Origin of the sequence: Psychromonas sp. B3M02 (genome assembly GCF_003318165.1) — a bacterium.
Lineage (GTDB): Bacteria > Pseudomonadota > Gammaproteobacteria > Enterobacterales > Psychromonadaceae > Psychromonas.
In genome coordinates, this window is the sequence record NZ_QOCB01000010.1 from 23,348 (window position 1) to 45,181 (window position 21,834).

Consider the following 21,834-nt stretch of genomic DNA (forward strand, 5'->3'; position numbering starts at 1 on the left):
GTATAACATTACCCCAATAACTAAAAGTGAGGCTTGTCCTCACTTTCTAATATCTAACTTGTTCAGGAACCAATCATGGCATTGAATACTAAATTTGATGAATTACTCGACTTTCCATGTAGCTTTTCATTTAAAGTAATGGGCCTTGCTGACCCACAACTTATTCCAGATGTAGTGTCTGTTATTCAACAAATTGTACCAGGTGATTATGCACCTACAGTTAAACCAAGCTCTAAAGGTACTTACCATTCATTAGCAATTCCAGTGATTGTGAATAGTAAAGAGCAAATTGAAGATATTTATAGTGCTTTAAATAAACTCGATCTTGTACGTTACATTTTATAAGCCAACAATATGACAGCCATTCAAGATAAATTAATCATTCGTTACTTAGGGGTTAAACCCTACCAAGAAACGTGGCAAGCAATGAGTGATTTTACTGAACAACGCGATCAAGATACAACCGATGAAATTTGGTTAGTAGAGCATACACCGGTATTTACACAAGGGCTTGCAGGTAAAGCTGAGCACTTGCTAAGAACCTCGGATATTCCGGTGGTTAAAAGTGACCGTGGCGGACAAATAACTCACCATGCACCAGGACAATTAATTGCCTACTTACTGATCAACATTCGTCGTAAAGACTTCAACGTACGTAGTTTAGTCAGTATCATAGAACAGGCGATCATCGACCTTCTCGCTGATTATAATGTCATTGCGATTGCCAAACCTGATGCACCAGGTGTTTATGTTGATGGAAAAAAAATTGCTTCATTAGGACTAAAGATCCGAAAAGGTTGCTCATTTCACGGGCTAGCCTTAAATGTAGATATGGATCTCAAGCCTTTTTTACAAATTAACCCATGTGGTTATGCAGGATTAGAGATGACTCAATGTCGCGACTTAGGTATTAGCGCGTCAGTGGCTGAGTTATCACCATTATTGATTGAAAAATTGAATCAAAGTTTACACTACACACAGATAGAGAGTTTTATTAATGAACACTAAGCCAAGCCAATTAACCGCGGGCAACAAACTGCGCGATGCAGATAAAATGTCTCACATTCCAATTAAAGTTATTCCTTCAGACAAAGCCACTGTGTTAAAAAAACCGTCTTGGATGAAGATTAAATTGGCTGCTGATAATACCCGTGTTAGTGAAATTAAAGCGGCATTACGTAAAAATAAATTACACTCTGTATGTGAAGAAGCTTCATGCCCTAACTTAAATGAGTGTTTCAACCACGGTACAGCGACCTTCATGATTCTAGGTGATATCTGTACTCGTCGTTGTCCATTCTGTGATGTTGGTCATGGTAAGCCTTTAGCTGTTGATAAAGATGAGCCAAAAAAACTGGCAGAAACCATCAAAGATATGAAGTTGAAATACGTTGTAATTACCTCTGTTGACCGTGATGACTTACGCGATGGTGGCGCACAACACTTTGCTGATTGTATTCGTGAAATCCGTTTATTAAATCCAAGTATTAAGATTGAAATATTAGTACCTGACTTTAAAGGCCGTATGGATAAAGCATTAGCTTGTTTTGAAAAAGATGTACCGGATGTATTTAACCATAACTTAGAAACTGCGCCGCACTTGTACAAGCAAGTTCGTCCAGGTGCTGATTACAAATGGTCATTACAGCTACTTAAGAAGTTTAAAGAGCAGCACCCTACTGTACCTACTAAATCTGGTGTTATGATGGGCTTAGGTGAAAGTAACGAACAGATTGAAACAGTAATTCGAGATCTTGCTGACCATGGCGTAACCATGTTAACACTTGGCCAATACTTACAGCCTAGCTTACAACATCTTGCCGTAGAGCGTTATGTTCCACCAGCAGAGTTTGATGCACTAGGTGAAATGGCTAAGTCAGTCGGCTTTGAACATGCTGCTTGTGGCCCATTAGTACGTTCTTCATACCATGCAGATTTACAAGCATCAGGTAAAGAAGTTAAATAAACTGACTTTATCACTCGTAATAAAAAGCCAGCAACTAAGCTGGCTTTTTTGATCCTAGACTAATGCCAATCATACTAATTAACAGATCTATTTTACTTGTTAAAATAGTTTATTTCTTCGTCGTAAATTTCGTAAAGGGAACAGCCATTAAAGAATGAATATCTTTTCATTCATTCCCCGACAGATGATTAACGAAGTTAATCATCGATAGGCTCAATTTACGTCTTAAACTAAGTCATTTTTGCTGCGCAAAATTTAGCTCACTTATTTAATATAATTGGTATAAATAAACAAATCATTATTTTTGATCGTTATGAGGGCTCTGTTGCTCCTCTTCTTGGTATTGATTCTGATTTTGTAACTTATCGTTATCAAGCACCTGTTTTAGATCCGCTAGGTGTTGGCGAACCGCAGCACCATAGTGTTTATCATCTCCCCAGACATTTGCTAACTCTTCTAATGCACTTTCATCGTACTTCTTAAATAGGTCGCCGGCCTTTTCAGCAAAAGATGGCGACTCACCTAATAGCTTTAATGCATCCACACCTAAATTCACCGCAGAATCAAAGCTTTCACGTCTAAAAGTATGGACGCCTTTTTGAATAATTCGATAAGCATGTGTTCTATCAATGGCGCGCACCACGATTTTTAAGTTAGGGAAATGCTTTTGTGCAATATCAATAATTTGTAGAGACTTTTCCGCCTCATCCACAGCAATCACCAGTAACTTAGCTTCATCTGCACCGGCTGATTTTAATAAATCACCACGAGCAGCATCACCATAGAACACCTTAATACCAAAACGACGCACTAAATCGATTTGTGCTGGGCTATGGTCCAAAATAGATAGATGATATCCCTGCGCTGTTAATAAACGCCCTACCACTTGCCCAAAACGTCCATAGCCCACAATAATCACATGATCAGTAGATTCTAAATGTTCAGGATCATCATACGCAGCGGTATGTTTGTCTTTTAATAACAGATGCTCATATATCATTAATAATACAGGTGCAAATAACATAGAAATAGCCACCACCAAGGTGGTTATTTTAGACTCTTCAGCGGTCAGAATATTTAAAGTACCTGTTAATGAAATCAATACAAAAGCAAATTCACCACCTTGCGCTAATGCCAATGAAAATAATATTTTCTGCTTAGATTTAAGCTTAAAAAGTAATGCAATCCCATATAAAACAAGCCCCTTCAGAACGATTAAGCCAATCACTAATCCCATGATTAACAAAAATTGTTCCGATAACAGTTGAAAGTCGATAGAGGCGCCTACCGCAATAAAAAATAGCCCTAATAACAAACCTTTAAAGGGCTCAATATCTGTTTCTAACTCATGCCTGAACTCGCTTTCAGCCAAGACCACTCCGGCTAAAAACGTACCTAATGCCGGTGAAAGTCCGATTTTTTGCATAATCAAGGCAATAGAAACCACCAAAAATAGCGTAAATACCGTAAAAATCTCCCTTAAGCGAGTCTCTGCAATATAACGGAACAAAGGCGTTGAAACATATTTGCCAACAAAGTAGATGCCACTAATCACTAACACTGAAACCGCGACTTGTCCCCAAGCAGGAAAATCTTCTATTAGACTACCGTGACTGTTAACGCTTGAGCTTGCATCACTAAACGCTAATAAAGGTAACAAAGCTAAAATAGGGATCACTGCAATATCTTGGAAAAGTAAGATAGAGAAGGTATTTTGCCCTGCGGGTTGCTTGATCCAGCCTTTTTCAGTCAGCGTTTGTAACACAATGGCCGTAGAAGATAACGCTAACATTAAACCTAACGCTAATGTTGTTTGCCAATGCATATCAAATAATAAGTAACAAGCGCCCCATATTAATAAGGTGCTTAATCCAACTTGTAAACCACCTTGGATCACAATGGAATGACGCAATTTCCATAGGCGACTCGGTTGCAACTCGAGACCAATTAAAAACAGCATCATTACCACACCAAACTCTGCAAAGTGCAGTACTTCAGATTGGTCTCCTACCAATCCTAGTGCAAATGGTCCGATTAAAATTCCTGCTAACAGGTAGCCTAATACAGAGCCTAAACCAAGGCGTTTAGCAATAGGAACAGCGGCTAGCGCGGCAGCAAGATAAATGACAACAATTTCTAACATTAGAGTCCTTTAGTGATTAATAAATATAACGAAGAGAGGTGGTTATTAGTTTAATGGATAAGTCTCAATAAATATCGCTTATTTTCACTATCCCTGCAATCTTAAATTTACCGTTAAATACACAAAAGCCTCTATTAAAGAGGCTTTAAGTAATATCGATAAATTAATAATGGTTAACTAATCAAAACCATAAAAACCTGGGAATATCACGATCGAAGCTAATACTAACAATTGCAAACCGATAAAGGGGATAACACCTTTATAGATATCCATGGTTTTTACCTGTGGTGGAGCAACCCCTTTTAAATAAAAGAGGCTAAACCCAAAGGGTGGTGTTAAAAATGAGGTTTGTAGATTCATGGCAATCAATATTGCAAACCAAGTAAGATCAATCCCCATCATCTCAGCAATTGGGTAGAGCATAGGTACCACAATGAATGAGATTTCAACAAAGTCGATGAAGAAACCTAGAATCAAAATAACAATCATTGAGATAATTAAGAAGCCCCATTTTTCACCCGGTAAGCTAAACATGATCTCCTCAATAATCTCTTCACCACCCGTGTAAGAGAAAACCATTGAGAAAGCCGTTGCACCGATAAAGATAGCAAATACCATTGCAGTCACTTTAAGGGTTTCAAAGGAGGATTCCCAAATCACCTTCCATGAGCATTGTCTATATAGCATAGCTAATAGAATCGCTCCCACACCACCAATCGCAGAAGACTCAGTGGGTGTCGCTATGCCATAAAAAATAGAGCCTAATACAGCAAAGATAAGAGTAAGAGGTGGTGCAATCGCTTTAAAAGCGATCCAATAAGGTTTTACACCACGAGTTCCAGACAAGGCTGACTCTGGTAATGCAGGTGCAGATTCAGGTTTAAAATATGCATAAATCAACACGTAGAGGATAAAGGCCCCCACGAGTATTGCCCCAGGGAAAACCGCAGCTCTGAATAGGTCACCTACTGGCACCCCCATTACATCACCCAATATAATAAGAATAATAGAAGGTGGAATAATTTGTCCTAAGGTGCCCGATGCACAAATAACCCCAGTGGCTAACTGTTTATCATAGTTATATTTGAGCATCACAGGTAATGAAATTACCCCCATTGCTACCACAGATGCGCCCACCACACCCGTTGAAGCCGCTAATAAGCAACCTACTAGAATGGTAGAAACAGCAACACCACCTCGAACACGCCCAAACAACTGCCCCATGGCTTCTAACAATTGTTCCGCTAATTTGGTTTTTTGTAGAATATTCCCCATAAAGATAAACATAGGGACTGCCATCATGATCGAGTTTTCCATGATGCTCATAATGCGATAAGGCATAAAAGCAAATAACTCTACACCTTCGGCGAAGATGCCAAAGATCAATGCAACACCAGCAAATACAAAGGCAACAGGAAAACCTGTTAATAGCAGTAATAACGCCACTCCAAACATAATAATACCAATCATAAAATTCCCTTTAAATGTGGTTATTGCTTATGCTACGTAAGCTTTTTATTAATACACCGAATGCACTTAATGCTAATGCCAATGCAGAGAGCGGGATCATCGATTTAATAATCCAGCGATGTGATAAACCACCGGGATCACCACTGGTTTCTTGTAAATTATATGACTCTAACGCAAAGTCGTAGCCGTACCAGATAATAAGCGCACAAAATGGTAACAAGAAGAAGATACAGCCCAGAAAATTAATCCATGCTTTACCTTTTTCACCTAACCTTTCATAAATAATATCAACTCGAACGTGCCCTTCTTCCTTTAGGGTGTAAGCAATCCCTAATAAAAACATTGAAGCAAACAGATGCCACTCTAGCTCTTGCAAACCAATGGAGCTGGATTTAAAAAAGTAACGTGCCACCACATCGTAAAAAACATTAGCTAGCAGCAGGATCATTAATGTGGCTGCTATTTTTCCAACTATATCGGAAAAACGATCAAATACACTTTGCAGACTTTCCATCCAATAATATTCCTTATAGATAAAGAGTGGATAAGCAAAAATCAAAAGCGACACAATCCATAGTGTCGCTTTTAATAATCAAGCAATTATTCTTTAGTACTTTGAATATAACCAAACTCTGAAATATCAGTCCATACTCGTACTAATTTCAGATAATCCTGTTGAGACTTAATAATTCGAGCCGCCATTTCGTCATCAGCTGCTTTCTCAGCAAGAATGTCATCATTGGCTTTTTTCAATGCAGTTAACACTTCAGGAGGGAAGGTTTTAACTTGAATATTAGGGTATTCGGAGGTCATTTCAGCCCAGTTTTCCGCGCTTGATGCATAAGATTGCACATACATATCGTAAGAGGCTTTATGCATTGCTACTTTCAAAATAGCTTGTAAGTCGGCAGGTAACTTCTCCATTTTCTTTTTGTTAATAATGAACATTAACTCGGTTGCAGGCTCATGCCAGCCCATGTAATAGAAAGGTGCAATTTTATGGAATCCCATGCGTAAATCTAAAGATGGTCCTACCCACTCTAATGCATCAATCGTGTTACGCTCTAAAGCCGTGTATAACTCACCCGGTGGAATATTCACTGGCGTTGCACCTAATTTTGCTAAGACTTCACCGGCAAAACCAGGAATACGCATTTTTAAGTTTTTCAAGTCTTCTAAACTATTGATCTCTTTACGGAACCAGCCCCCCATTTGCACACCAGTATTCCCCCCTGGGAAGGCAACTAAATTATGCTGAGCATAAAGTTCATCCATTAAATCTTGACCACCACCGTATTGGAACCAAGCATATTGCTCCATCGCCGTCATACCAAAAGGCATAGTGGTGAAGTACATCGTATTAGGCACTTTTCCTTTGTAATAATAACTTGCTGAATGGCCCATATCGTATTGGCCACTTTTCACCATATCAAAAACACCAAAGGCCGACTTATGTTTGTTTGCCGAATCCACTCGGATTTTCAAACGCCCATTTGACATTTCCTCTGCCATTTTCACCATATTCTTCACTGAATCACCAAAAACAGGGAAATTAGGTCCCCATGATTCCGCTAATTTCAAACGATAAACTTTGTCCGCAGCAAATGCATTAACGCTGGTTGCCATCACAACAGCTGCCACTAAGGTATTTTTAAATAAAGACTTCAGCATTGTAAACTCCATGTAAATTTAGGTTAAACCCATTGTTTTAAAACAATAAAGTGAAACTAGCCTCGCTCTGTTTCACCTACTCACAACAGGATAAGTGTTATAAGCTTGTTAACAGACTGCCACTACCTTAAAAGATATGAATCTGTTTAATCACTAATTTGATGCCTACATCACAAGCAGTTAGTTTTTTTTAAGAAAAAGCAAGACTCGCTCAATAAAACAACACTTTAACCACCCAACAAATAACTTAAGCACTATTAAATTAATTATTCAGCTAGTGTTATTAGTTCAATATGCCTATCATTTACAAAGCGTTATCAACTACCTAGCAAGCTCTCATAGCTCAGCATCATTTTTACAGGCTTAACAAACAATGAGTTTTACCAATAGTGTTTTATATCAGCAGATTGGCGCGAGCCCATTGCAAAGCATTACTCATCCTTTACTCACAGAAAAAGGCGTTCAATTATCTATTAAACGCGACGATCTGTTACATGCAGAAATTTCAGGTAATAAATGGCGAAAACTAAAACACAATTTACTTGAGGCGGAAGCACAACAAAAAACTCACCTACTTAGCTTTGGTGGTGCTTTTTCCAATCATATCCATGCCTTAGCTGCCGCCAGTTACCACTTTAAATTTCAAGCAACAGGTATTATCAGAGGGGAAGCGCATTATGCTTCTAACCCTACCTTATCTCAGACACAGAAATGGGGCATGAAGTTAAATTTTGTTGATAGAAAAACCTACCGCTTAAAAGAACAAGCGGATTATTTACAGCAATTACAACAACAAAATCCCAAGGTTTATATACTTCCAGAGGGAGGTACTAATAACTTAGCGATACCTGGTGTTGCGGATATTATTACTGAGTTAAAGCAGCAACATATTGGCCCTGTCGACCATATATTTACGGCAACTGGCAGTGCAGGAACTTTAGCCGGTTTAATCAGCGGAGCTTTACAGCAGAGCCCTAATACACAACTACATGGCGTTGCAGTATTAAAGAATGCGGATTATTTACGGGAGACTATCAAACAGTTAGTTAATAAAGAGCACCAAGTTAGTTGGCACTTACATACTGAAAATCATGAAGGTGGTTATGGGAAGATATCTCAAGCTTTGTCTCAGTTTTGTCATCAATTTACACAACAAACACAGGTCCCTATTGAACCTGTTTATACAGGAAAAATGTTTTATGCTTTATGGCAATTGATTGAACAGAATCACTTTCCCAAAGGCACCAAGATAGTAGCGCTACATACTGGCGGGTTACAGGGGTTAGCAGGATTAAAATTACTTAATAAATTTCAATAATATAGCCATTGGAGAACATGCCAGTTGCTAAATTATTGATTACCTTCAGTGCGGATTAACTGATATCGATAGCACGCATACGTTTAGGTGACATAAACAACCCACCCTGTCCTGCGTATACTCCCAAGCGAAGTAAGCACTTCCATTCTTGCTGGCTTTCAATACCCACGGCAATAACTTTTGCATCACTATTTAAACAACTTGCTAGTAAACTTTGCACCGCCACTTGATTGGTGCTTCTTAAGTGAATATCTCTGATTAAACTGCTGTGAAGTTTTAAGTAATCAATATTAAAATCTAAAATGTATTGTGTATTAATGACGTACTTACCAACATTATCTATGGCGATTTGGCAGCCTATTTTCTGTAATGGCACAATGGCGGTACGTAAAGAGTGATAATGTTTATCGATTAAATGCTCAGAAATTTCAATCACTAAGTTATTACGTAACGCCTTAGGTTTCTGCATCAATTCAAATAGGAACCATTTGTAGTTTTCTTTATTCATTAATAGGTGTGAGCACACATTCACCGATATAGGCTTAGAGGACTCACCTCTTTGTACCAATAACGCTAACACCTTTTCTAACATCTGCCTGTCTATTTTTCCCTGTAGCCCACACTTCTCAGCCATCGGCATAAATGTACCTGAGGTAATTACCTCTTGGTCATTATTGATAATACGTGGCCATAACTCTGAATAAACAATACCAACCGCATCTCGTTCCATCACATGCTGTTGATAGAGTAATAGAGACTTTTTCTCTAAGACCTGATTTAACAATGTACGCCAACGTACTGATCCTTTACTAACAACTGTATGCTTCAGGTTTTCCTCGGAAATATGCCATCCACTAACTTTTTGATGCTCAGCCACTAACAATGCTCGATTTACGTCATCAATAATCAGGTCTGTTTTACTCGCATACGGAAAGTTAACAACACCAACATGAAAGAAGCTTTCTATCATTTCTGGCTCGGGTAATTGTAATTGGAATAATGAACGAGTAAGCTGCTTTGCTACCACTTTACTCTCGTCATAATCCATTTGTGGCAATAGAATAACAAATTCAGTTTTATTCGCACGACCATAAAAACTATCATCAAAACGACGACAGAAATGATTTAACAAATCGACCATCTGCTCTATGACTTTTTCACTTGGCGCGCTACCAAAACGATATTTCAACGTGCTTAATTCAGTTAAGCTAACTAAGATTAAAGTGCTCGATGCATAACTCTCATCCATCACTACAGTATCAAGACGATTATCAAAGGCCAGGCGATTACCTATCCCCGTTGCTTCATCTAAAAACGCTTTACCGCGAATATGAATATCAAATACGCTTCGCTCTTTACGACTGTTTTCTAATCGCTCAGATAACACATCTAACGCTTTACTTGCCGCCTTCGGCCATTCACCTTTTTGTGCAATACGTGCTGTTGGATTGTTCTGCAACAAATAGCGTGCTCGACGCTCTAATAGTTCTGCACCATTAAAAGATCGTTTAATCCAACGCAAGGCAAAATACAGTAAGCTCAAAGAAAGCAAGATAGCAGTACTTATCCCAATCAAGGGCCAAAAGGTGAATTGCAAATCAGAAAAAGGCTGGCGAGTGTGTAAAATCAAATGCACCCCAGGATAATTATCTAAGGTGTAAGAGTAACGAAGTAACAACCGCATTGGGTAGTATTCACGACTTTCAAAATAGTTTTGATAAACGGTAACATCATCTCGTTTAACCTCTAAACGGACAATACCAGAGGCGTCTAAGAGATCCGGTAACCAGTGATCAAATTGAGTAACAGTAGTTTGTTTGTCTAACTGTTTTTCAATAACTTGAATAATACTGTCAACTCTTTGTTGATGGTGCTTCAAGGTCAGTGCGCGTAAACTGAATAAGCCTCCAACTAAGACTAAGCCAATACACGTCAACACAATCGCACTAGTAATAAACGTAAACTTATTAGTGAACTTCATAACATCCCTGTGGCAAACTATTTCAAATGTAAAGGTGAGTAATCATTAAAATAACAATATAATACCGAGCCAAGTAACCACTTCCATTGGTATGATACTCAACACATCGATAAACGGATCTATTTTACTGATTACCGTCATCTACTTAATGCAATTGGTATAATGCTTGGTCGTTATACTTTCATCATCATTTAAGCTTCTAATAATAAGCTGTAATAGGAAATTTTCATGGCCATTAATTCAACCCTTTCAAATCCAAGCCAAGTGTTACAGCGTAACGAATCTTTATTTATCGATAAATCTATATTAGTTGCAGGCAATATAGATGACCACTACCCTATCCACCTACAAACAATAGCATCATCAAGTACTTTCTGTTTCAATGATTACCGTTATTATGAGCAATTAAAAGAGCAATTAACGGATTCAGATGTACATTTTACAGCAGATTATCAAGGTAATGATACGCCACAAAAATTTGATTTGCTGTTAATTTATATTCCTAAAGCCAAGACAGAAATTGAATACCTACTGGCTAACTTAACCCCCCACTTAAAAGAAGGCGCGGGTATTGTATTAGTTGGTGAAAAAAAATGTGGTATCAAAAGTGTTTCAGGTCTTATAAAGCCTTATTCAGAATATAGTAATCCCATTGATTCTGCACGACATTGTAGCATTATTTATGCTGAATTAAGCAAACCTGTTAGTGAATTTAAACAACAACAATGGATTAAAGAGTATCCTTTGAATATCAATAACATTTCTCTCACTATTGTTTCTTTACCGGGTGTATTTAGTTTTGGAGAGTTAGACAAAGGCAGTGAATTGTTACTCAAGAACCTACCTGAAAATCTATCAGGTCAAGGATTGGATTTTGGTTGCGGCGCAGGTGTTTTATCTTGCTATCTCCTTAAAAAACATACTCAATTATCATTAGATTTAATTGATGTAAACGTTTATGCTCTAGCCAGTGCAAAACTAACATTAGAAAAAAATGCTCTTAAAGCGAATGTTTTTGCATCCGATGTATTTTCAAAAGTAAATAAAGAATACGATTTACTCCTTTCTAATCCGCCTTTTCACTCTGGTCAAAAGACTAATTACCAGGCAGCAGAAGGGTTTATCAACGAATCAGCTAAGTTTTTAAAGAAAAAAGGTAGGCTAACCATAGTCGCGAATAAATTCTTACGCTATGAGCCTCTTTTAATTCAGGCATATCAGCAGTTTAGTGAAGATGCTCAAAATAATAAATTTAAAGTATTGAGTTGCCTCAAATAATTATCATGTAAACCTGTTACCTTAGTCGTTTGTTGTTAGTATCAAAGAGTTAAACTGATTTAGTTAAACAGGCGCTATGGCATATCTCTCAACTGTATTAATAATGTGGTCTTAATAATAAAAAATAATTGATTTAGCGCTAAAGTAAGTAACGACTTAAAGCTTTAGGAAGAAATGCTTACCCGCTAAATAATAGATAAAACAGCGCACACTATTGGTCAGGTTGACAGTGAGACCAATTATATTAAATAAATGCTCTAAATTTTGCGTAGGAAGAGTGACTTAGCTTAAGGTGTAAATGTCATCAATGTTTATTCCATTGACGAAACTTACCACAAAGAGGTAAGTATTTTTAACAAGCGAAATAGAACATTAAGTTTGTAGGATTGGTTTTATGCATAGCTTTAAAACATAATATATGTGGAGGTTCTATGGCTGATATTTTGGCTATGATTCTTGCTGGCGGTGAGGGCTCTCGGCTTTTTCCATTAACAAAGAATCGCAGTAAACCCGCTGTCCCTTTTGGCGGAAATTATAGATTAGTTGATTTTGCATTAAATAACTTCGTTAATGCAGACTTAATGAAAATCTATATATTAACTCAATTTAAGTCCCAATCTCTCAATATTCATCTCCGCCGTGCATGGCGATTATCAGGTATTTCAGACCGCTTCATTGAAGCAATCCCGGCACAACAGCGTGTTAATAAAAACTGGTATTCAGGTACTGCTGACGCGATCTATCAAAACTATCGTTTTATTGAAAAAAGCAAAGCTGACCATGTCTGTATTTTTGGTAGTGACCACATCTATAAAATGGATGTGCAACAAATGGTGGATCACCACCAGCAAATGGATGCTGAATTAACGGTTGCTGCGATTCGTGTACAAAAAAGCCAAGCACACCATTTTGGCATTATAGAAATAGATGATGCGGGACACATGATAGGTTTTGCAGAAAAGCCTAACAATGATGAAGCAAAAACAATCCCAGGTGACCCAGACCATGTACTTGCCTCTATGGGTAACTATATTTTTAAAACAGATATATTACTCAACGCGTTAGAGAAAGATGCTTTGAATGAAGAGTCTAGCCATGACTTTGGTAAAGATATCATTCCTACAATGTTCCCACAGGGAAAGGTATTTGTTTATAACTTTAACGACAATAAAATACCGGGCGAACCTGAAAATGCTTATTGGCGAGATGTAGGTACCATAGATTCATATTGGGAAGCGCATATGGATCTGCTCAATGATGATCAACCTATCTCTTTATATAATAAAAACTGGCCTTTACACACCTATCATCCGCCCTTACCACCAGCGACATTCCGTGATCAAGGTGACTCTGAAACCCGTGTTTCAAAATCTCATATAGGGGCTGGCTCTTATATTAATGGTGCTGAAATAGAAAACTCTATTCTTGGTTTTAGAAGCCATTTATGTACCGAGGTAAAAGTAAAAGGCTGTGTCTTTTTAGGTAATGCCAAAATAGGTAAAGGTGCACGTTTAACCAATGTCATTCTAGATAAAAATGTCGAAATTGCCCCCAATACCGTTATTGGTGAAAATTTAGAAGAAGATCGTAAACACTTTACTGTTTCTGAAAATGGCATTGTAGTGATTGGAAAAGGAAGCCGTATCGGCTTTGCATAACCACTAATCCAACAAACTAATACTGCTACTTATATTACTTAAGATGAGGTTTACTCATGGCAAAAGTTCTTACTATGATTTTAGCTGGCGGCGAAGGCTCCCGTCTTTACCCATTAACGCAATCACGTACCAAACCTTCTGTGCCTTTTGGTGGCAGTTATCGACTAATTGATTGTGTATTAAATAACTTTGTTAATTCAGACTTATTACGTATTTACGTATTAACGCAATTCAAATCGCAATCTCTTAACGAACACCTACGTAAAGCATGGGAATTAAATAGTTTTACTGACACTTTCATTGATGCGATCCCCGCACAAATGAACAAGGGCAAGCATTGGTATACGGGCACAGCTGATGCTATTTATCAAAATATTCAGTTTATTGAAGCGGATGAAGCCGAGATCGTCTGTATTTTTGGTAGTGATCATATTTATAAAATGGATATTCGACAAAAAATAGAATTCCATAAACAGAAAAAAGCGACTTTAACAGTGTCTGCTATTCGCTTACCAAAAGAACAAGCTTACCACTTCGGTATTATTGAAGTAGATGTTAACGGTAGAATGATTGGCTTTACTGAAAAGCCTGCGGTGGAAGATGCAAAAACCATCCCAGGTGATCCTGACCATGTGCTCGCTTCAATGGGTAATTATATTTTCAACTCTGCGGCGCTACAAAAAGAACTCATTCGTGATGCCGAAGATGAGCAATCAAGTCATGACTTTGGTAAAGATATTATTCCTCACCTGTTAGAGACTGAAGATGTATTTGTTTATGACTTCACCACCAATAAAATCCCCAATGAAGTGGGCGGAGCTTATTGGCGTGATGTCGGTACCATTGAGTCCTACTGGGAAGCAAATATGGATCTTATCAAAGAGACTCCACCTATCTCTTTCTATAACAGAGCATGGCCAATGCATACCCATTATCCAGCCTTACCTGCTGCTAACTTTCAAAACCATCAACAAAGTAACTGCTCTATCCGTAGGTCTTTAATTTCAGATGGCGCATTAATCATTGGTGCCACGGTTGAAAAGTCAGTATTAGGCTTTAAGTGTTTTGTTGATGAAGACAGTACTGTGTATGAGTCCGTATTACTCGGAGACACTAAAATCGGTAAAAACTGTGAAATTATCAAAACCATTATTGATAAAGATGTAGAAATTGCAGATGGTGTTAAAATTGGTGTAAACCTAGACAGTGATAGAAAGCGCTTCACCGTTTCCGATGAAGGTATAGTGGTTATCCCCAAAGGTGCTAGAATTGGCTTTGATAGTTAACCTATAAACAGCATAAATTATGCTTGAATAAAGGCGTTTCCAATGGATTCTAAAAAATTAAAAATCCTGTTCATCTCTTCTGAAGTAGAAGGGTTTTCAAAAACAGGTGGCCTTGCAGATGTAGCTAAAGCCTTACCTTTAGAGCTACGTAATATGGGGCATGAAGTGGTGATTATCACTCCTTTTTATCGTACGCTAGAGCACCGAGAAACAGCGAAACAGGTACATCAACTACACTTAAAAACCGATACTGCACGACCGGATATTCCTTTTTCAGTACAAGCGCTCTCTTTAGATGGTGTTAAAGTTTTAGCCATTGATAATGCCCATTACTTCGATCGTTCAGGCTTATACGGTGAAGAAAACAATGCCTATGCTGATAATGGAGAGCGTTTTGCTTTCTTCGGAATAGCCGCATTATTAACGACTTTAGCGGAAGACTTCTCGCCAGATATCATTCATTGTAATGACTGGCATACCGGGCTTGTGCCTTACTTATTAAAAACTCGCTTTCACAATTACAGCCAATTTTCAGAGACTAAAACCGTACTAACTAGCCATAATTCAGCGTATCAAGGTATTTTTGAAAAATCCTTGTTAAGTCTGATTCCAGAAGTTAGCTCATGCATGGATGACCGTGTGTTAGAAAGTTATAGTTATATTAACTTTTTAAAAGTAGGTGTTATTTACGCTGATAAAATCAATACAGTGAGCCCTAACTATGCAAGTGAACTGTTAACTCCGTTAGGCTCTCATGGTATGTCCGATCACTTTATCGAACGTATTCACGACTTCGAAGGCATTTTAAATGGCTGTGATTATAACGATTGGAGCCCTGAAACAGATAAACTGATCCCTTACCATTTTGATAGCAATGATTTATCAGGCAAAGAGAAGTGTAAAAAAGCATTGCAAGAGAAAGTTGGATTAACCATCAATGACACTCCTATTTTTGGCATGGTTTGTCGATTAACCGACCAAAAAGGGTTTGGGCTTATTATTCCAATTCTTGAACGTTTTTTAAAACATAATGTACAACTTGTCATTGTTGGCTCTGGTGACCCAGCAATTACTGGCCACTTAACTGCATTAGCCGCTCATTATAGCGATAACTTTAAATTTATTAATGGTTATAGCAATGAGTTATCACACTTGATTGAAGCGGGCTCTGACTTCTTTTTAATGCCATCTATTTTCGAACCTTGTGGGTTAAACCAGTTATATAGTTTAGCTTATGGCACCCTACCTATTGTACGTGCTGTAGGTGGATTAAAAGATACGGTTATCGACTACGATCAAGACACGGATAATGCCAATGGTTTTATGTTTTATGAACCAAATGCTAACGAGTTATTGAATATATTAAGACGTGCATTATTACTCTATATTGAGCACCCAGAAGAGATGTTGCGCTTGAAGACTCAAGCCATGCGTTCACACTTCTATTGGTCTGACTCAGCAAAACATTATCAACGCTTGTATCACAATGCATTGCATATTAACCCACAATGGGATAATGATTAATTCACTTCAATATTAGATAACAACCAAGTTTAATAGACATAAAAAAACCTGATTAAATCAGGTTTTTTTATTAAATGCGTAGCTAGATATACTAAGACAAATTAACTAAAAACGGGTCTCTGGATAGCTTTTTATTATTATCAGCTTCAAACCAATTGAGCTTCGATGCTAGATTAACAACCTCACCAATAATCATAATAGTTGGCCCTTCCAAACCACCGCCTAAAATAGAGAGTTCAGATAAGGTTCCTGTGATCACTTGTTGGTCATTGGTAGTCCCTTTATTAATTAACGCAACAGGTGTCTGCTCATCACGCCCATTAATTAAAAGGTTAGTTTGTATCTCTTGTGCACGTAATAAGCCCATGTACACGACCAATGTTTGGTGTGGTGTCGCTAGAGACTTCCAATCTAAGGCTTTACCGTCTTCTTTTCTATGCCCTGTTACAAAGGTAACCGATTGAGCATAATCTCTATGAGTCAAAGGAATACCAGCATAGGTGCTACATCCAGAGGCAGATGTAATGCCCGGTACAACTTGGAAAGCAACGCCTGCTTCAACTAACTCTTCTAACTCTTCACCACCACGCCCAAAGATAAAGGAGTCCCCACCTTTAAGACGAACTACTTTCTTACCTTGTTGAGCAAACTCCACTAACATTTGATTGGTGCGAGATTGTTGCACTTCGTGTTTACCTGCGGCTTTCCCTACCGAGATTAAATCAGCATCACGGCGTACTAGCTCTAAGATATCCTTAGAAACTAATCGATCATATAAAACAATATCCGCTTGTTGCATTAATTGTAATGCTTTGAGTGTTAATAAAGATGGATCGCCTGGCCCAGCGCCTACAAGTGCAACATCACCTTGAGCCACATCATCATTCAAATTATCTTCCATGAATTGTTGGGCTTTTTCGGTTTGACCTTTTTGCAATAAACTTGCTAAATCCCCATTACCAAACAACTTTTCCCAGTAACGGCGGCGCAGTGACTCTTTGGTGATCACCTGTTTTACACGGTGACGAAATTCACCTGAAATCTGTGCTAATCGCCCTAAATGCATCGGCAATAAGGCTTCTAAACGCTCACGTATTAAACGTGCTAATACAGGTGCTTTACCACCACTTGAGATAGCGACAACGATTGGAGAGCGGTCAACAATAGAAGGCATGATAAAACTACATAATTTGGGCTCGTCGACCACGTTAACTAAAATCTGTTTTTGCTCTGCAAGTTGTGCAACATGTTCATTGATATGATGTTGATTGGTGGCTGCTACCACTAACCATTTGCCTTCCATCATCTCATCGGAGAAAGGCGCTTGAATCACTGATAGTTGGTTATTTTTGGCTTTTTCTAATAACGAATCACAAATATCTGGTGCACACACAGTAATTGAAGCATTCGCTTTTAATAGAAGATGCACTTTACGCGCAGCAATGTCCCCGCCGCCCACTACTAGGCAATGACGATTCTGTAATTTGGTAAAAATCGGAAGATAGTCCATATATATCTCAGGTAACTGGTCGAGGTCGACACTATAAAGAATAACAGGTGCAATATAAAATATTTAAAATGTATTATTTATGATATTTGTATATATAAATTTATTTAACTAACTGCTTTAAAGCAATAGATATACACCAAATGATTATTGAACTGTCTTTTATAATGAATATAGACAGCTGCCCTTCAATAATTTAAAACACCTACAATTAGCGCATCAAGGCTCTCACTCCATCATGCATGGTGAATATGCCTAGTATCTCATCCTGATCTAATACAGGCAGACAACTAATATCGTGAGTTAACATCAAGTTTAACGCATCTTTAATTGAAGCATCTGGCCCGACCGTCACAGGGGAACGAGTCATTACTTGATGTGCTGGTCGCTGTGCGGTGTCAAAGTCACGCTGCAACTCTGCTTCAGTACCTAAAAAAGGACTTAGTACTCTTAATAAATCTCGGTCACTAATCACACCTTGCAGTTTGCCATCTTCAATCACTAATAAGTGATGGAAACCAGCTTCAGATAATATATTTCTAAGGACAGGAATACGATCGTCCATGGTCACCGAGACAACTCTTGAGGTCATTGCTTCTACAACTTTCATATCCACTCCTTTTTGTGCATACGGATTGTGCTAGCTTCCCCTTATAGATACAAAAAAGGCCAGTACAACTGGCCTTATTATAAACGCTTAATAACAAAAAAGCAGATTAGTTGTTAACGAAATCAACACCCAGTTTAATATCAGCATGTAATACTGACAGCATCTCTTGTTTTTTCGCTTCTTCGAATGCACTTAACTCACCACAAGGTAGCACACGGTCAATACCGTTTTTACCTAATAATAGCGGTTGAGCAAAGAATGGTGAGTCAGGGTTACCGCCATCTACATAAGCATTCTGAATAATACCTTGCTTACCAGATAGTGCTTTAACAAGGTTAACACCAAATACAGCTGCAGCACGTGCCATAGATAACGTAGCAGAACCACCGCCGGCTTTTGCATTTACAACTTCAGTACCTGCATTTTGGATGCGGTCAGTTAGGTCGATAACTTCTTGGTCAGTGAACTCAACGTTTTGCACTTGAGATAATAAAGGTAGGATAGTTGTACCACTGTGCCCGCCAATAACGTTAACAAATACGTCTTCAGGTGGGATACCTTTTAGCTCACCAACAAACTCTTCAGCACGGATAACATCTAGCGTAGAAATACCAAATAGTTTGTTTTTATTGTAAACACCTTTTGATTTTAATACTTCAGCAGCGATAGCTACTGTTGTGTTTACTGGGTTTGTGATAACACCGATACATGCTGTAGGCGCAACATCAGCTACTTTGCCGATTAATGTTTTAATGATGCCTGCATTAATGTTGAATAAGTCTGAACGGTCCATACCTGGCTTACGTGCAACACCCGCAGAAATTAATACTACGTCAGCACCTTCTAAAACAGCCGTTGGATCATCGCCACCAACACCATCAACTGTAACACTTGATGGGATGTGGCTTAAATCTTTAGCAACACCCGGAGTAACTGGAGCAACATCGTATAGTGATAATGTAGAGCCTGCTGGTAAATCTAATTTAAGTAATAAAGCGAGGGCTTGACCGATACCACCTGCAGCACCAAGAACAGCAACTTTCATATTTTTCTCCAATGAAATAAAAAATGTTTATATATTTAAGAGTAATCGCATCTATTCTAAAGTGAATAAATACGCATGTGTGAAATATGTTAAACAATTGTGACTTATGTTAAAGATTAGCGTATTTGTAAATGAATGGGTACTACTAAATTCCTCAGCTCAGGACTATTTTTGAGGAAAATATTGATCATAAATCTGTTTATAAGTACCATTTTCAACAATTAACTTCAAACCTTCATTTAAACGTAAACGTAGATCATCATTGCCTTTTTTCACAGCAATGCCATAACCCTTAGAAAATTGCTCAACAAACACTGACTCCGTTCTGCTGATCACCAAAGGGGACTGTTGCCCATCTTGTTTACTCAAAAAATCATTCACCACCTCAAAATCAGCAAAAACGGCATCAATTTTCTCTCTTTGTAGAGCTAATAAAGCCGCTTTTGAAGAAAAGTAGGGAACAATATAACTATCTTCAGGCGCCAATTTTATTAAATAATTTTGATTAGAGGTATTCGCTTGTACGCCAATCAACTTACCTGATAATGAAAAGGCAGTTTGTAATGGGTTCTTGCTAACAAATACAGGTGGGACTTTATAATAACTATCACTGAAGTCGACTTTTTCTAGTCGTTCGCTAGTAATATCCAATGCTGCAATCACTGCATCATACCGCCCAAAGGGAAGGGTTAATAATAAACCATCAAATCGATGATGTTCAAAACTACAGCTCATATTCATTTCACCACAAATAGCCATTGCGATATCAATATCAAAACCTGCAATTTTTTTATCTTCAGTCAAGAACTCAAAGGGGTAGTAGTTGGCATCAGTAGCAAATCTAACTTGTATTTTTTCTAACGCTTGTGCACAAAAAGAGGTGGATAATAGGAAACTAATAAGCGCTAATTTGCGCATCAAAAAAGCCATAAGATATCGTCCTGATAAAATTTAATTCCAGCAAATGTTAGCAGAACTCCCGTAAAGAAAGTAGCTATCCTGTTATAAATGCATTTATTTTATAAAAAACGAATAAATATGCAAAAAAAGTGACATTTAATCTATTCACTGGGCACTACTTTAGATTAAAATAGTCCCTTTATTATCTTAAATAGATGGGAACAGTAATGCGCAAAGCTTCTGAATTGATGGACTTTTTTAAATGTTTACTTAAAAAAGAGCATTTAAGCTCACAAAGTGAGATTGTTGATGCTTTGTTAGAAGCCGGTTTTACACATATCAATCAATCCAAAGTATCTCGTATGTTAAGTAAAACAGGTGCTGTTAGAACCCGTAATGCAACGGGTGATATGGTGTATTGTTTACCCGTAGAATTAGGTTTACCTACCACCACTAGCCCACTTAAAAACTTGGTTGTAGATATTGACCATAATGAAAGCTTAATTGTTATTAGAACCAGCCCTGGAGCTGCACAATTAATCGCTCGCTTACTTGACTCAATGGGTAAAGCGGAAGGTATTTTAGGTACTATTGCTGGCGATGATACTATTTATATCGCGCCGAGTAGCACAGCACAAATAGAAGAAACATTGGTCGTGGTACACAAGTTATTTGATTAATAAGAGGATGTTATTAGCACTTTAAGTGCTTAAATTTTATTGTTCTTTAGCCATGTTAGTCGTAACTCTCTAGAAAGTTCCTCCCCCTGGTTACATGACTAACTATACAAATTCACACATAACCTGCTTTCCTAGCATGCGACTTTGCAATGCTTTCCTATACTAATAATGGATCAAATACTGAAAGCTTGTTCTCTTTTGCGCAACTAATAAGCTATTTAATCTACGAAAAATACCTTAGCTAATTAATAGAATAAGTATTCATCGTCATTTCTACGCAGAAATGTATGACTTACATTCAAGATATTCGACGATTAACTTCGTTAAGCTCCTATCGAAGCATTAACAATAAGGGAAGCAAATGATCAGCCTACATCGTGGTTTTACATTAATTGAGTTACTGATCGCTATCGCTATTTTAGGGATCATAGTCAGTATTGCTTACCCTTCATATCAAGACTTTGTCTTAAAAACACGACGTACTGAAGCACAAAGTGAACTGATTAAAGCACAAGTAGAGCAAAGTAGTTATCGCATCACAGAGCCGAATTACAGTTCAGATATCAATATTATTGGCTTACCAACAGCACATGAGCACTATACTTTTAGCATAGTGTCAGCCTCAACACACACTTACCTTTTAAAAGCACAAGTGAAAGAGAGTAGTGTACAAAAGCATGACGAAGTAATTTGTCAAAGCTTGTATATTAACCAAAGCGGCCTAAAAACAAGCGATGGTGAAAAGCAAAACACCGCTTGCTGGTGATACCAACAAGCGGTGTTATAAACAAACGATT

The 21,834-nt window shown here is 37.9% G+C and carries 19 protein-coding genes; 10 read left to right on the forward strand and 9 right to left on the reverse strand.

Annotation, left to right across the window (positions count from 1 at the left end):
- Positions 1 to 75: 75 nt before the first annotated feature.
- From ybeD to lipA, 3 genes are read left to right on the forward strand one after another with little or no spacing between them, the layout of a single operon-like run.
- Positions 76 to 345, forward strand: coding sequence for a DUF493 family protein YbeD (gene ybeD, locus DS885_RS01090; RefSeq protein WP_113817561.1), 270 nt, complete (start codon positions 76 to 78; stop codon positions 343 to 345).
- A 9-nt stretch (positions 346 to 354) separates the two neighbouring features.
- Positions 355 to 1,008: a lipoyl(octanoyl) transferase LipB gene (lipB, locus tag DS885_RS01095; RefSeq protein WP_113817562.1), complete on the forward strand. Its 654-nt coding sequence runs from the start codon at positions 355 to 357 to the stop codon at positions 1,006 to 1,008.
- On the forward strand, positions 998 to 1,966 hold the full coding sequence (lipA, locus tag DS885_RS01100; RefSeq protein ID WP_113817563.1) for a lipoyl synthase: 969 nt from the start codon (positions 998 to 1,000) through the stop codon (positions 1,964 to 1,966). The genes lipB and lipA overlap by 11 nt, the downstream gene beginning before the upstream one ends.
- A gap of 298 nt (positions 1,967 to 2,264) precedes the next feature.
- On the opposite strand, the gene DS885_RS01105 is transcribed toward lipA, so the two are convergent.
- The 4 genes from DS885_RS01105 to DS885_RS01120 form a co-directional block, all read right to left on the reverse strand.
- The gene (locus DS885_RS01105) at positions 2,265 to 4,109 is read right to left on the reverse strand and encodes a monovalent cation:proton antiporter-2 (CPA2) family protein (RefSeq protein ID WP_113817564.1); all 1,845 of its coding nucleotides are present in this window, start codon (positions 4,107 to 4,109) and stop codon (positions 2,265 to 2,267) included.
- A 177-nt stretch (positions 4,110 to 4,286) separates the two neighbouring features.
- Positions 4,287 to 5,579, reverse strand: coding sequence for a TRAP transporter large permease (locus DS885_RS01110; protein WP_113817565.1), 1,293 nt, complete (start codon positions 5,577 to 5,579; stop codon positions 4,287 to 4,289).
- A 10-nt stretch (positions 5,580 to 5,589) separates the two neighbouring features.
- A complete protein-coding gene (locus DS885_RS01115) occupies positions 5,590 to 6,093 on the reverse strand; it encodes a TRAP transporter small permease subunit (protein WP_113817566.1) in 504 nt (167 codons plus the stop codon).
- An 86-nt stretch (positions 6,094 to 6,179) separates the two neighbouring features.
- Positions 6,180 to 7,250: a TRAP transporter substrate-binding protein gene (locus DS885_RS01120; RefSeq protein WP_113817567.1), complete on the reverse strand. Its 1,071-nt coding sequence runs from the start codon at positions 7,248 to 7,250 to the stop codon at positions 6,180 to 6,182.
- Between the two features lie 373 nt (positions 7,251 to 7,623).
- Between DS885_RS01120 and DS885_RS01125 the strand changes: the two genes are divergently transcribed.
- Complete coding sequence (locus DS885_RS01125; protein ID WP_113817568.1) at positions 7,624 to 8,568, forward strand: 1-aminocyclopropane-1-carboxylate deaminase/D-cysteine desulfhydrase; 945 nt, start codon at positions 7,624 to 7,626, stop codon at positions 8,566 to 8,568.
- Positions 8,569 to 8,623: 55 nt separating this feature from the next.
- Here the strand turns inward: DS885_RS01125 and DS885_RS01130 are convergent, their stop codons facing one another.
- On the reverse strand, positions 8,624 to 10,549 hold the full coding sequence (locus DS885_RS01130) for an EAL domain-containing protein (protein ID WP_113817569.1): 1,926 nt from the start codon (positions 10,547 to 10,549) through the stop codon (positions 8,624 to 8,626).
- A 228-nt stretch (positions 10,550 to 10,777) separates the two neighbouring features.
- Between DS885_RS01130 and rsmC the strand changes: the two genes are divergently transcribed.
- The 4 genes from rsmC (at position 10,778) to glgA (ending at position 16,295) form a co-directional block, all read left to right on the forward strand.
- Positions 10,778 to 11,827: a 16S rRNA (guanine(1207)-N(2))-methyltransferase RsmC gene (rsmC, locus tag DS885_RS01135; protein ID WP_113817570.1), complete on the forward strand. Its 1,050-nt coding sequence runs from the start codon at positions 10,778 to 10,780 to the stop codon at positions 11,825 to 11,827.
- A gap of 431 nt (positions 11,828 to 12,258) precedes the next feature.
- Positions 12,259 to 13,485, forward strand: a complete 1,227-nt coding sequence (glgC, locus tag DS885_RS01140; RefSeq protein WP_113817571.1) for a glucose-1-phosphate adenylyltransferase — start codon at positions 12,259 to 12,261, stop codon at positions 13,483 to 13,485.
- Between the two features lie 56 nt (positions 13,486 to 13,541).
- Complete coding sequence (gene glgC, locus DS885_RS01145) at positions 13,542 to 14,771, forward strand: glucose-1-phosphate adenylyltransferase (RefSeq protein ID WP_113817572.1); 1,230 nt, start codon at positions 13,542 to 13,544, stop codon at positions 14,769 to 14,771.
- Between the two features lie 42 nt (positions 14,772 to 14,813).
- Complete coding sequence (gene glgA / locus DS885_RS01150) at positions 14,814 to 16,295, forward strand: glycogen synthase GlgA (RefSeq protein ID WP_113817573.1); 1,482 nt, start codon at positions 14,814 to 14,816, stop codon at positions 16,293 to 16,295.
- Positions 16,296 to 16,386: 91 nt separating this feature from the next.
- Here the strand turns inward: glgA and cysG are convergent, their stop codons facing one another.
- The 4 genes from cysG to DS885_RS01170 form a co-directional block, all read right to left on the reverse strand.
- Positions 16,387 to 17,805: a siroheme synthase CysG gene (cysG, locus tag DS885_RS01155; protein WP_113817574.1), complete on the reverse strand. Its 1,419-nt coding sequence runs from the start codon at positions 17,803 to 17,805 to the stop codon at positions 16,387 to 16,389.
- Positions 17,806 to 18,013: 208 nt separating this feature from the next.
- Positions 18,014 to 18,412, reverse strand: a complete 399-nt coding sequence (locus DS885_RS01160; protein ID WP_181817670.1) for a CBS domain-containing protein — start codon at positions 18,410 to 18,412, stop codon at positions 18,014 to 18,016.
- 106 nt (positions 18,413 to 18,518) lie between these two features.
- A complete protein-coding gene (mdh, locus tag DS885_RS01165) occupies positions 18,519 to 19,457 on the reverse strand; it encodes a malate dehydrogenase (RefSeq protein ID WP_113817576.1) in 939 nt (312 codons plus the stop codon).
- A gap of 165 nt (positions 19,458 to 19,622) precedes the next feature.
- Entirely contained in the window at positions 19,623 to 20,375 is a 753-nt protein-coding gene (locus tag DS885_RS01170; RefSeq protein ID WP_113817625.1) for a transporter substrate-binding domain-containing protein, read from the reverse strand.
- Positions 20,376 to 20,584: 209 nt separating this feature from the next.
- On the opposite strand from DS885_RS01170, the gene argR reads away from it, so the two are divergent.
- Together argR and DS885_RS01180 are read left to right on the forward strand one after the other, a co-directional pair.
- The gene (gene argR / locus DS885_RS01175) at positions 20,585 to 21,037 is read left to right on the forward strand and encodes a transcriptional regulator ArgR (protein ID WP_113817577.1); all 453 of its coding nucleotides are present in this window, start codon (positions 20,585 to 20,587) and stop codon (positions 21,035 to 21,037) included.
- Positions 21,038 to 21,398: 361 nt separating this feature from the next.
- Positions 21,399 to 21,803 (forward strand): type IV pilin protein, encoded by a 405-nt coding sequence (locus DS885_RS01180; RefSeq protein WP_113817626.1) that lies wholly within the window; start codon positions 21,399 to 21,401, stop codon positions 21,801 to 21,803.
- Positions 21,804 to 21,834: the final 31 nt, after the last annotated feature.

What these genes read in the sequence shown, in the direction of transcription:
- ybeD (WP_113817561.1), top strand. Translation starts at nt 76, where the DNA reads ATGGCATTGAATACTAAATTTGATGAATTACTCGACTTTCCATGTAGC.
- lipB (WP_113817562.1), top strand. Translation starts at nt 355, where the DNA reads ATGACAGCCATTCAAGATAAATTAATCATTCGTTACTTAGGGGTTAAA.
- lipA (WP_113817563.1), top strand. Translation starts at nt 998, where the DNA reads ATGAACACTAAGCCAAGCCAATTAACCGCGGGCAACAAACTGCGCGAT.
- DS885_RS01105 (WP_113817564.1), bottom strand. Translation starts at nt 4,109, where the DNA reads ATGTTAGAAATTGTTGTCATTTATCTTGCTGCCGCGCTAGCCGCTGTT.
- DS885_RS01110 (WP_113817565.1), bottom strand. Translation starts at nt 5,579, where the DNA reads ATGATTGGTATTATTATGTTTGGAGTGGCGTTATTACTGCTATTAACA.
- DS885_RS01115 (WP_113817566.1), bottom strand. Translation starts at nt 6,093, where the DNA reads ATGGAAAGTCTGCAAAGTGTATTTGATCGTTTTTCCGATATAGTTGGA.
- DS885_RS01120 (WP_113817567.1), bottom strand. Translation starts at nt 7,250, where the DNA reads ATGCTGAAGTCTTTATTTAAAAATACCTTAGTGGCAGCTGTTGTGATG.
- DS885_RS01125 (WP_113817568.1), top strand. Translation starts at nt 7,624, where the DNA reads ATGAGTTTTACCAATAGTGTTTTATATCAGCAGATTGGCGCGAGCCCA.
- DS885_RS01130 (WP_113817569.1), bottom strand. Translation starts at nt 10,549, where the DNA reads ATGAAGTTCACTAATAAGTTTACGTTTATTACTAGTGCGATTGTGTTG.
- rsmC (WP_113817570.1), top strand. Translation starts at nt 10,778, where the DNA reads ATGGCCATTAATTCAACCCTTTCAAATCCAAGCCAAGTGTTACAGCGT.
- glgC (WP_113817571.1), top strand. Translation starts at nt 12,259, where the DNA reads ATGGCTGATATTTTGGCTATGATTCTTGCTGGCGGTGAGGGCTCTCGG.
- glgC (WP_113817572.1), top strand. Translation starts at nt 13,542, where the DNA reads ATGGCAAAAGTTCTTACTATGATTTTAGCTGGCGGCGAAGGCTCCCGT.
- glgA (WP_113817573.1), top strand. Translation starts at nt 14,814, where the DNA reads ATGGATTCTAAAAAATTAAAAATCCTGTTCATCTCTTCTGAAGTAGAA.
- cysG (WP_113817574.1), bottom strand. Translation starts at nt 17,805, where the DNA reads ATGGACTATCTTCCGATTTTTACCAAATTACAGAATCGTCATTGCCTA.
- DS885_RS01160 (WP_181817670.1), bottom strand. Translation starts at nt 18,412, where the DNA reads ATGAAAGTTGTAGAAGCAATGACCTCAAGAGTTGTCTCGGTGACCATG.
- mdh (WP_113817576.1), bottom strand. Translation starts at nt 19,457, where the DNA reads ATGAAAGTTGCTGTTCTTGGTGCTGCAGGTGGTATCGGTCAAGCCCTC.
- DS885_RS01170 (WP_113817625.1), bottom strand. Translation starts at nt 20,375, where the DNA reads ATGCGCAAATTAGCGCTTATTAGTTTCCTATTATCCACCTCTTTTTGT.
- argR (WP_113817577.1), top strand. Translation starts at nt 20,585, where the DNA reads ATGCGCAAAGCTTCTGAATTGATGGACTTTTTTAAATGTTTACTTAAA.
- DS885_RS01180 (WP_113817626.1), top strand. Translation starts at nt 21,399, where the DNA reads ATGATCAGCCTACATCGTGGTTTTACATTAATTGAGTTACTGATCGCT.